8 protein-coding genes are annotated in these 12109 nt (G+C 32.1%); 3 read left to right on the top strand and 5 right to left on the bottom strand.

Translation table 11 applies throughout. From position 1 onward, the window contains the following. The first annotated feature begins 61 nt into the window (after positions 1-61). Positions 62-841, top strand: a complete 780-nt coding sequence (locus CHB80_RS08065; RefSeq protein ID WP_229746864.1) for a polysaccharide biosynthesis/export family protein — start codon at positions 62-64, stop codon at positions 839-841. 16 nt (positions 842-857) lie between these two features. Further along, positions 858-3245 carry a GumC family protein gene (locus CHB80_RS08060; RefSeq protein ID WP_089370942.1) on the top strand — a complete coding sequence of 796 codons (2388 nt, stop codon included), beginning with the start codon at positions 858-860 and terminating at the stop codon, positions 3243-3245. Positions 3246-3320: 75 nt separating this feature from the next. Here CHB80_RS08060 and CHB80_RS08055 read toward each other — a convergent pair whose 3' ends face one another. Together CHB80_RS08055 and CHB80_RS08050 are read right to left on the bottom strand one after the other, a co-directional pair. Then, positions 3321-4049: a tyrosine-protein phosphatase gene (locus tag CHB80_RS08055; RefSeq protein ID WP_089370941.1), complete on the bottom strand. Its 729-nt coding sequence runs from the start codon at positions 4047-4049 to the stop codon at positions 3321-3323. Positions 4050-4230: 181 nt separating this feature from the next. Beyond that, complete coding sequence (locus tag CHB80_RS08050; protein ID WP_089370940.1) at positions 4231-9117, bottom strand: M14 family zinc carboxypeptidase; 4887 nt, start codon at positions 9115-9117, stop codon at positions 4231-4233. 327 nt (positions 9118-9444) lie between these two features. Between CHB80_RS08050 and CHB80_RS08045 the strand changes: the two genes are divergently transcribed. Next, positions 9445-10500 carry an adenylate/guanylate cyclase domain-containing protein gene (locus tag CHB80_RS08045; protein ID WP_089370939.1) on the top strand — a complete coding sequence of 352 codons (1056 nt, stop codon included), beginning with the start codon at positions 9445-9447 and terminating at the stop codon, positions 10498-10500. A gap of 71 nt (positions 10501-10571) precedes the next feature. Here CHB80_RS08045 and CHB80_RS08040 read toward each other — a convergent pair whose 3' ends face one another. The 3 genes from CHB80_RS08040 to CHB80_RS24595 all read right to left on the bottom strand — a co-directional run bounded on the left by CHB80_RS08040 (position 10572) and on the right by CHB80_RS24595 (position 11899). Beyond that, entirely contained in the window at positions 10572-11093 is a 522-nt protein-coding gene (locus tag CHB80_RS08040; RefSeq protein ID WP_089370938.1) for a glutathione peroxidase, read from the bottom strand. Positions 11094-11208: 115 nt separating this feature from the next. Further along, positions 11209-11436 (bottom strand): hypothetical protein, encoded by a 228-nt coding sequence (locus tag CHB80_RS08035; protein ID WP_089370937.1) that lies wholly within the window; start codon positions 11434-11436, stop codon positions 11209-11211. Positions 11437-11728: 292 nt separating this feature from the next. Beyond that, positions 11729-11899, bottom strand: coding sequence for a hypothetical protein (locus tag CHB80_RS24595; RefSeq protein WP_179218113.1), 171 nt, complete (start codon positions 11897-11899; stop codon positions 11729-11731). Positions 11900-12109 lie beyond the last annotated feature (210 nt).

Raw genomic sequence — 12109 nt, 5'->3', positions numbered from 1 at the left:
AGATTGCTTGATATACCTTTTTAAGATTACTTTTGCACATTCATTTTTAGAGATATAAATTTTGAGATCATATATAAAATTTAGCTTCGTTCTGCTATCGATAACATTATTAGCAACTTCTTGTGTTTCCAAGAAAAAAGTACTTTATCTTCAAGATATAGAACAAATTGCAGATAATCCTGCAAATACAAATTATAATATAAAAATTAGAGCAAATGATTTGCTTACCATTAATGTTTCTGCTCTTAATGCCGAAGCAGTGGTTCCTTTTAACTTACCTTTAGTTACCCTTCCTTCTCAAACTGGAATTGTTCAAAATTCTCAACAATTACAAACCTATTTAGTAAGTGTAGATGGGACCATAGAATTTCCATTAGTTGGGACTGTTAATTTATTAGGATTAACACGTACAGATGCTACAGAAAAAATTAAAGGGTTAGTTAGTAAATATGTAAAAGATCCTATCATAAATATTAGAATTCTTAACTTTAAAGTATCTGTCTTAGGTGAAGTACAGCGACCTGGTACTTTTACAATAAATGATGAGCGTATTACAATATTGGAAGCATTAGGTCTTGCGGGAGATATGACAATCTTTGGAGATCGTAAAAATGTAAAGATTATACGAGAAGTAGATGGAGTTAAGTCATATGGTGAATTAGATTTTACATCATCTGCTATCATTAGTTCTCCATTCTATTACCTACAACAAAACGATGTAGTTATAGTTTCTCCAAATCAAGCTCAAATACAAAGTTCAAGCTTTAATAGAAATACAAGTGTGTTTATTTCTATAGCGGGTATCATCATATCAGTAATTAGTGTTTTAACTCGCAACTAATAGGTTTTATATTTTTATGAAAGAAAACGAATCACTTTCTCGTCAAGAAGAAGTTAGCTTAAAAGATCAAATCAGGCATTATCTTCAATACTGGTTTTGGTTTATACTATCTCTTACTATATGTATTACGATTGCGTTTTTAAACATGCGATATAGTACATATAGTTACGTTTCTGAAGCAACTATTTTAATTAAGGATGATAAGAATGCGTCGCTTTCAGAAATTGCAATATTTGAAGATTTAGGACTTACAGGATCCGCACTTAATAAATCACAATTTGAAAATGAAATTGAGATTTTAAAGTCAAGACGTTTATTATCAGAAGTTGTTAGAAAATTAAAATCTAATATTAGATATTTTAAAGTAGGGAGCATTAAAACCTCAGAACTCTATGAGGATCTTCCTTTTAAACTAACCATATTTGATACTACAAATATAGATCAGCTTTCTTCTAAAAGCCTTATCATAAAAATACTTTCAGATACAGAGTTTGAAATAAAAGAAGGAGAAGAAGGAGAAGTTAAGAAATATAGTTTTAATCAACCTTTCAAAATAGGAATTGGAGAAGTTGCTCTAGAACCTAATGTAGATAGTGATGAGTTTCAATTTAGGAAAGAAAATTTCATTGTTGCTATTGGAACGGTTGATAAAGCAGTTAATGATTTAAGAAGGAAAATAAAAGTTCAATCTGTAAGTAAAAATAGTAGTAGTAGTATTCTAAAACTTACTATAATATCTGCTCAGAAATTAAAAGCAGAAGCTACATTAGATACACTAGTTGCTGTATACAATAAGGATGCAATTTATGATAGAAACTTAGTATCCAAAAATACAGCTGATTTTATAATTAATCGATTAGAAATCATTACAAGAGAACTTGATTCTGTAGAAACCGGTAAAGTAGATTTTAAAGAAAAAAATAGACTTACGGATATACGAGCAGAGGGACAATTATTTTTAGAAAATGCTAGTGAATTAAATAAAAAGCAAATAGTTGTTGCTACTCAAAAAGAGCTTTTAAAGTCAATGACTGACTATATTGCTACTAGTAAAGATTATACATTATTACCTTCTAATTTAGGAATCGAAAATGGAGGAGTCGTACAAGCTGTAAATGAATATAATGACTTAATCATTAGAAGACAAAGATTACTCAATAGCTCTACAGAAGAAAACCCAATAGTTATTGAATTATCTAATCAGATAAGTCAATTCAAAGAAAATGTAAAAGAAAACCTTAATACAGTTACACTTGCCTTAGATATTGAAGATAGAGATATTAGAAAACAAATCAATAAGATAGGAGGTAAGATATCACAAATACCGTCTATTGCAAAATCTTCAAGAGATATAGAAAGGCAGCAAACTATTAAAGAGTCATTATATTTATATTTACTACAAAAGCGTGAAGAAACTGCAATTTCACTTGCTGTAACTACGCCTAAAGCTAAAATAGTTGATAAAGCTTATACAGCAAAAGAGCCTGTATCTCCTCAACCAAAATTTATCTATTTAGTTGCACTCATCGTTGGATTTGCAATTCCGTTTGTGATCATATTTATAAAAACATTTTTTGATACTAAAATTCATAATAGGGTAGATGTAGAAAAAGAAGTACCTAGTCTTCCAATTCTTGGAGAAATTCCAGTTATTGACAGCAAAGACAGTGAGGTTATTACAAATAATGATAGATCTGTATTGGCAGAAGCCTTTAGGATACTAAGAACAAATCTTGGCTATTTTATTAATTCAAAAGAAAACGGGAATGTTGTTTTCGTTACTTCTACTATAAAAGGAGAAGGAAAAACCTTTGTAGCCTATAACTTAGCTATAAGTTTAACAAGTACTAGAAAATCTGTACTACTTATTGGAGCAGATATCCGTAATCCTCAGATACATAGATATATTGATGAAAACGAATGGAAAATTGGTCTTTCAGAATATTTATTTGATTCTTCTGTTGATGTTAATTCTATCACTAATAAAGTAGATATAGAAGGGCAAAACTTTGATGTAATTCTTTCTGGTAGAATACCACCTAATCCTGCAGAATTGTTAATGAGTGAACGCTTTGAGACAATTATAGCAGAGGTAAAAGACAAGTATGATTATGTAATCGTAGATACAGCTCCTACATTATTAGTAACAGATACCTTACTTATAAGTCAGATGGCAGATACTACTGTATATGTTTGTCGTGCAGAATATACAGATAAAAAACTCTTACAATATCCTAAGGAATTGTATGACGAAGGAAAAATAAAAAATATTGCTTTTGCAATAAATGGTATTAAGCTTACTAACTTTGGCTATGGTAGTAAGTATGGTTATGGGTATGGGTATGGACAAGAAAAACCAAGTGTTTTTAGTCGACTAAAAAGAGCTCTTAAATTAAAAAAATAATACCTCTTTATAAACTTAAATAAAAAAACCTGTATGAAATTCATACAGGTTTTTTTATTTATATGTTTTTTACTTTTATGAAGTAAGTAAAGAAGATGTTTTATCACACACCTTTTTTAAGGCAGGAACATATGAGTTTCCGATTTTCATATGTTCAATTTTAGTAAGGTGCTCAATTTTATGGGTATCTATTCCTATAAAATCATAAAATTCATCTTTCAATAACTTTAATGCAGTCTTTTGACAAGAATCTCCATAATGCTCTGATAATGAAAGTGCATTTAATTGTAATAGACATCCTCTAGCTTTAAAATCCTGAAAAACTTCTATCTTATTATGATAATATGCATAACGTTCAGGGTGTGCTAATACAGGAATATATCCTAAAGTTCCGATTTTGAAAATGATATCTTTAATATTTTCAGGAGGTTGAAAATATGACATTTCAATAAGCACATAGTTTTTATATAAAGGCAAAATACTTTTATTGTCTAGTAATGTCTCAAAATTATCATCTACCATATATTCAGATGAGAAACTAAGCTTTATAGACCCTATCTGATCTTTAATACTCGTATATGCATTTTCTATAGAACTAGGTGTATTATCATAAATACCATGCATTGTGTGAGGAGTAGCAATAATGTGAGGACATCCTAACTCTTTGTATTTTTCAATAAGAATGATACTCGTTTGGCTATTTTTTGCACCATCATCTATACCTGGCAACACATGACAATGCATTTCTGGAGTACCACTCCATATATCTACAAATGGGGTTTTCTTTTTAAAAAATTGTAACATACCACAAAAATAAACCAAATTTAAATGAGTAGATATCTAAAAATTATTAAAATCATATTGATATTTCTATAGATGTTTCTTTATACGCTTTCGCGAAAGCATATAATTAAATAACATTACTGTAAAAAAGGCTATCCAGAATATGAATAGCCTTTAAATCAGGGGTGATTATGATGGATCCTTATTTAATAATAAAACGTTTAGTAGTAACAATGCGATTATTACTTTTAAAATGAACGAAATAAACTCCTGCGCTAAATTTTTGAGTATCTATAAATGACTCCTGTTGAGTTCCTGAATAGATCCATTTACCTTGCACAGTATAGATATCAAAATCTACAGGAATCGTTGTTTGAATTTGAATATATGTTCCATTCTCAGCAGGATTAGGATATAAGCTAATATCTTCAGAACTTATGCTTGTGTTATAATCTAGATCTAATTGAGATTTGCCTGATGATATATTATTAAATGAAGGAACAGCTCCATTCAATTCAAAATTATCTAATGCAAGGTCTGCTTGCCAAGTACCACCAGTGATTCTATTAAATCGTAATTGAACAGAGCCACCTTCAAAAGGTGATAAATCAATCACTTGTGTATTCCATTGATTTCCTTGATTTCCGCTAAGAAACCATAATTCAATCCAAGTATTACCATCGTCTATACTAGCTTCTAAAGAGATACTCCCAAAGTCATTACTCCCAAACATATGATAATCAAACGTAAATGTGCTTCCATTTAAAATGGATAGATCAAAGCAAGGAGAGTTTAAAATGGCTTGTTTATTTGGAAAACCTGTACCATTACCAGAGGCTTCTACATAAAGATATATACCACCATTACTAGCGCTATTTGGCCCTGTATTAGCTGAAGGTGTTCCATTTGCATCTCTGATCCAATTAAGATCATCTGCAGTGCTTTGTGTCCAATTATTAAAATCTGTTTCAAAACTTGCTTGGTATGGATATCCATTTTCTGTAGCATTACATGACTGTACAGGAGGTATTTCTCCTTGGATAATCTGTATATCATCTATGGCTACATCTCCTCTAAAATCACTTCCTGTAATTCTATTATATCGTAATTGTATAGGAAACCCTATATATGGGTCTAAGCTTATAATTTGAGTGTTCCATTGGTTGCCTTGATTTTGATCTTCATTCCATATAGAAAACCAACTAGCACCATCATTAAGACTCACCTCTACATCTAAGCTACCTAGATTATTACTCGTACCATACATATGATATTTAAAACTAATATATGCATTAATGCTAGCCGTTAAGTCTATACATGGAGATGTTAGAATAGCTTGTTTATTTGGAAAACCTACATTATTTCCAGAGGCTTCTGTATACATATAATTCTGACCTTCTATAGCACTACTTGGCCCCGTTCCATTAGAAGGAGTACCATTGGCATCTATTATCCAGTTTATGTCATCATCTGTATTTTGAGTCCAATTGTCAAAACCATTTTCAAAACCTAGAAAATAGGGTAGCGCGGTAATCCCTTCTATACAACCATTTCCTAGCTCAAGTGTTTGTAATTGAATACTATTACTTTGATCAGAAACATTACCAGCTAGATCATTTGCTACAACAAAAAATGAATATATGGTATCTGGTGTCAGATTAAGGGCTGTGTAGGTAGTACCTATTGTCGTTGCAATAGGCTGTCCATCTTGAAAAACGGTATAATCTGTAACCCAAATATTATCGGTTGCGACATCCCAAGATAATGTAGCTGCAATTTGTGTAATATCAAAGGCAATAAGGTTTTCAGGTGCTGTAGGAGCTTCTGTATCTGGAACTCCTTGAGAAATGATTACCGTATAATCTTCTACTTCTCCAAAATCATAGCTACCACAACTTGTGGGAACTGTATTATAACGCATAATTACTCGCAATCGAGTAGGACCGGTAAGTGCATTATTAGGTATAGAAATGATACCAGAGATAGATGGATTGGTCGTAGGTGTTTGTGTGAAAACGCGCTCTGAAGCGTCATTAAAAATACCATCTTGATTATAATCTATCCATATGGCATAAGCTTCCGGGTAATTGGTTCCAGTCCAGGTAGGCTCAATGGTAAAGGGATAAGATATGTTTGTTTCTAGCGTAGTAGATATGTTTGTAAAGTCACTATAATTTTGACTTCCAGAACTATTATTAATCGTGTTGAGTTCAAACCTGCTTATAAACTCTTCGGTAGCATTGTTGCTGGAAGCATTACAATAGGTCACAGGAGGCGTTAATGTAGTAAAGCTAACAAGAGTACTATAAGCAGAAGTAGATCCATCTGAACAGCTACTATTAACCTCTACTTCATAAACGGTATCTCCTGTCAGGTTTGCCAAATCTACCTGTAATGCTGTTGTATTTATTGTTTGAAATATGTTGTTTCCGCTTTCGCGAAAGCGTACTTCATATGAAACCCCATTAGTTGCATCCCATTGTACCGTAGCAGTAGTGGCTGTAATAGCGTTTACTATGACATTTTGAGGAATCTCAGTATCACAAGCAGGAAGATTAACTGTAAATGAAATAGATACCGGTGTTGCCGCTTCAAATGAAGTATTACCATCTTGCGTAGCTTCTACAGTTACAATACCAACAGTTCCATCTAATACTAGTAAATTACCACTTATGGTTGCTGGACCAGATGTGATACTATAACTCACAGGAAGTCCAGAGCTTGCTGTAGCATTTAGTGTAATAGGCCCTGCAGTCGTAATCTGATCCGGAATAGCTGGAAATGTAATAGACTGTGTACTGAGTGGCATCGGAATGGTATTTACGATTTGAAAACCTTCAAACGAAAACCCTTCAAAAGTGGTTGTATAACCGCTGGTGAGATTGGAACTATCCGAATCAAAAACAAATCGTACTAAAGCATTGGGAGCGCCTTGCATAAAACTATTGTTTGTTGCATCTATAACAATCTCTTCTAAAGACCATTTATCTTGTGTGTCTCCATCATATAAAGGCTCTCCATCTGGTTGATGCGCTTCGTCCGAACTTGATTTTTGACTATACGGATTTGTGTCAGATGGACTTCCTGGCTTAGTATATTTCCCTATTAATGGTGTCCATGAAGCCCCGCCATCTATAGATCCTTCCAATTGCGCAAAATCAAAATCACGTTCTATATCCCATTTTGCAAAAAATTGAATAACACTTTGCTGTGATCCCGATAAGTCTATTGGATTTACAAGCGTAAGTGTTTCAAAAATGTTATTTCCGTAACTAGTAGAAGTATTTGTGATGGCACTAGCACTTGAAAAAGTATCGGTTGTTAATTCCCAACCATTATTGGCCCAATTAGAAAGCCCATTAACATCCGAATTATCTACAAATAGTATTGTAGGAGTATACTGTTTTTCAATAATGGCTTGATAAAGTGTATAGTCTTCATTTGCTACTGTTACTTCATATTGAATCATATCTCCAGATTGTACTCCAGGATCTAACTGATATGAGAAATTCAAGCCTACTTGTTCTAATTTTGTAAGATTTACGGTCTGTGAAGTTCCTATACTATTTATATTAGTAGAAATAGGAGTAACCGTTACTGTAATAGGAGAGAGGGTTTGTCCTAGATATTCTATTCCTATTTGCAATTGCCCAGTTATAGCAGAGAGACTGGAGGGTGTTAAATCTTTATATTTTGCATATTTACCACTGTAATAGGCAGCCAATAAATTTACACGCATAGCCCGTTGTGCAATTGGTAGGATATTAGATGGAGAAGGATAGAAGCCCCCTTCTGCACTACTACCATTTTCAGGACTGAATGAAATAATATTTTTTCCAGACCCAGTAGATCCAGTTCCATCCGGTATAGTACCCCCTAATAACCAATCAATATGACTACCACTTGCTACGGGCGGTCCCGTTTGTGTTACAGCTCCATAACCGTATCTATTATAATAACTCATGTCATGCCCATATTGAGCAAATTCATCTTCTCTTCCTGTAGCACTACCAATACTTGAATACGAATGATATAGTATATTACTAAACGCATGATGATCTAATGCTACTTTAAAATCTCTTGATAATACAAAATCACGTACAATACGGGACTCAGGTTCTGAGAAAGGTCCTGTACCTCTAAAGTCTTGCGCACATGGATTTCCAGAAGCGCCGCCATTATTCCAGAAGTAACCGCTATTTCGATTTAAATCGACACCATCATTATCCCCACCACAACCACTAGTTACTCTTCTGTTTTTGCGTTGTAAACCTCCACCATTTGGGTTATTATCAATATTAAATTGATACCCATCTGGATTTAATATAGGAATAAAATAAAGCTCATGATGATCTATTAAGTTTTTGATACCTGGATCTGTATCATAATTTTCCAACAGATACCACATATAATATAACTGATTCATGAGGCTAGAAATTTCTCTAGCATGAATCAATGAGTTATAAAGTGTTTCTGGTTCATCTTCATCTATATCTGGGTTGTCAGATATTTTGACATAATACACAGTACGGCCTTCGATGGTGGTCTCTGTAGCTGCCGCTATACGTGCAGTAATTAGATTTGGATATTGCGCATGCATAGCGTCTAGTTCTGCGAGTGCTTCATCTAGCGTTAACGAGCCTGCATAGCTTCCTAAATTAAAATTTTGTGGTACCGTCCAATTAATCTCATTCTCACCGGTATACTGTCCAATGTTAGTAATGCTTTCTGATGCAACACTAGACCTTTGTTGGAATGGTTCTGGTTGTCTAGATTTCATTGTATTTAGTGTTGTCGTAGCAATATCCATATCTGAGATTGCTCGCTCAGCATAAAATATAGAAAGATCTTCTATAAGTGTTTGTGAGTTAAGTTCTAAAGATGATATAAGATCTTGTTCATAAGGCGTTAATTCCAAAATTAGGTCATTGCCATCTTGATAAACCCCACAATGCATGTCAATACCTACATTACTTAATTGTAATACTTGTTGTTGTGTAATGTTTGAAATTTTTACCCTTTTGTTAGTTTGAGCGTATGAAGAAATTACGCATAGGAGGAATACTCCATAAAATAGTTTACGAATCATAAAAATTGATTTTAATTAATAATTACAATAAGGGGGGAGAACTTAAATTTAATTAAAAATACTTGATAATCAAATGGTTATAATTACGTGTTTTTGAAATCAGTTGTAATTCCTAGTAGTTTTGTAGACTTTTAGTTTTAAAAAGTTAAATATTGTAGGTAATCTCTTACTAAATTTAATGATTTTTCAAAATTAGGTTATAATATACTGCATTACAGGTTTTTATGTAAATCGTATACGTAGGCTATTTTTATAATCTTTAATTTAATAGCAGTACATTATTTATATAACTTTGAATTTACTAAAACATCAATCTTTAAAAGATCCATGAATTTTAGAAATAAACATAGATGGTCCATTATACTTACATATTGTATAGGATGGACATTAGCATTTATATTTCTAAGCATTATAAGGGGTATAGGCGCTACAGAAGATGGGGCTTTTGATTTTGATTTTAAAACAAGTGTACTTTACTCAGTCATAATGGGGCCTATATTTGGTGCTATTTCTGGTTATGCTCAAATTTATATTAATGAGCGTATTTACAAGCGTGCTTCTGCCCGTAAATTATTTCTTATAAGAATATCCTCTTCACTTCTTTTTATTTTGATATTGATTTTAATTTCATATATCATTATACCACCGCTATTCAGTGTGGATATTAGTTTTATAGACTTTGTAGTTGATGATGGAAGTTTACCTATTTATATATATGTGTTTTGTGTAGATGCATTCATGGGAGCTTTTTCTCAAATTAATTTGATGCTAGGAGGTAGTAATTTATGGAAGATATTTCGAGGTAAGTTTTATACTCCACACGAAGAGCATCGAATTTTTATGTTCCTAGACTTACAATCATCTACAGAACATGCAGAGCGATTGGGGCATCTTAAGTATAGTATGCTTATCAGAGACTGTTTTAATGACCTAGGCGTGGTAATAGAAAATGAAGCCGAAGTCTACCAATATGTTGGTGATGAGGCCATTCTAACTTGGAAATTAGAAGATGGATTACGAAATCAAAATTGTATTAATGCTTTTTTTAACTTTAAGAATAGATTACTTAAGAAGCAGCAATATTATAAAGAAAACTATAGCCTAGTTCCCTTTTTTAAAGCCGGCCTCAATGATGGAGTAGTTGCAGCGACAGAGGTTGGAAAGTATAAAAAGGAAATTGCTTATCATGGAGACACCCTTAATACAGCTGCTAGAATACAAGGAAAATGTAATGAGTTTCAACAAGAATTATTGATTTCAGAGAGTTTAAAGACAAAATTAGATTTAAAAAATAATCACGTTGAACTTTTAGGAGATATTATGCTGAGGGGAAAGCAAGCGAATGTTCAAATTTATTCAGTTTCTAATTCAATTCTTTCTTAATACGCTTTCGCGAAAGCGTATAATAAATTACCTCTACATAAAGAGTTACTACAATTACACCTTGAAAATAATCACAAATGCTTTGTGATTTTGCGACTTGTAGGGCTTGTAATCGAATAGTAATAATCAATGAGTTTGCCAGATTCGCTTACTAAGTATTTCTGAAAATTCCACTTTACACTAGAGTTTTTATTTCCATTTAACTCTTTAGACGTAAGCCATTTAAATAACGGATGTTGCTTACTGCCTTTAACGTCTATTTTTTCAGTAAGCAAAAAAGTAACGCCGAAATTTCGTTCGCAAAAAGTTTGTATTTCTTCTGCATTTCCAGGTTCTTGTTTCCCAAACTGATTACAAGGAGATCCTATCACTACAAGTTCTGTAGGGTAGGTATCACTTAATTTTTGAAGATCTTTATATTGCTTGGTAAAACCACATTCGGATGCTACATTGACAAATAATAACTTTTTATTTTTGAAATTAGATAAATCTATAGGTTTTCCATCTATACTATTAATAGTAATATCATATAATGATTGTCCTGTATTTTTTTGAATAGAAGATGTAGTTTTTGCTTTATTAATCAAGTTCATAATATTTTTATCTATGTATTAAATGTATTTTATAAAACAGGAAACACCTCTATTATTCTATAGAAGTGTTTCGAGTTTTCATAACAATTTATAAATGTAAAAAAGGATACTTCCTTTATATATCTGAATCTGGTCTGCCTTTTAAACGTATTTCAATCTTCTTCTTCTTTGCAGTAAGTCGTTTCATAATATCCATAAGTTCTGAATCTTTAGTTTTCTTATAGATTTCATTAATTGCAAGGATAAGGCGTTTTGCTTCTCTAGAGGCTACCACACGATCACTTGTTGACATGTGACTCATTTTTGCATTTTCAAAGTTTGAAGCTTCCTGTAATATATCCATGCTTTGACTTGTTTAATATTATATAAAATTAGTTAAACATTTTTAATCTAGCAAATTTCTACTATAAATTATAATTATAGGAATCATAATTCATGTCTATAACCGACTGTATAATAGCATTTTGTTAAATACAAATAACACTCATAAATATTATTTATATTTGAAACTTAGTGAGAGAAGGTCTTCTAGAGATGGGAGGCTTTTTTCTTTTAAAGATTGATTCCTAATTAGTTAAAACAAAAAAGCGAACCTACAGGCTCGCTTTCATACTTTTTAACAATATTTTCTCTAATTAGACTGGATCACCAGGAGCAGTACAAATACATGCGATACATCTTTGCGGATACGTACATTCTGCATCAGAATGGCAGATATTTCTAGGAGGTCTTCCTCCAGCAATTTCCTTTTGTGCTGTTTGACTTAAGTTTTGAGCACCTTTTACACTTGAAATCTTTTTTAACATACTAATAAATTTTTAAATTATACACACTCTGATCTATTTAATGACATCCAGAGTTTCTGTCTAACAAACTAGTTTTGTATAACTTAAAAGTATATGCATTTATAAAAATCTCAAAGAAATGTATTTCGATTTTCATGAATTACGATAAAGTAACTAGCTCCCCTACAAAACCTTACGATTTTATACAGCACCTATATATCATTTTATATA

Source organism: Dokdonia pacifica (assembly GCF_900188275.1).
In the GTDB taxonomy this organism is placed as follows: Bacteria; Bacteroidota; Bacteroidia; order Flavobacteriales; family Flavobacteriaceae; genus Dokdonia; species Dokdonia pacifica.
The sequence above is the reverse complement of the archived record's forward strand: the minus strand, read 5'-3'. Positions and strand labels throughout refer to the sequence as shown.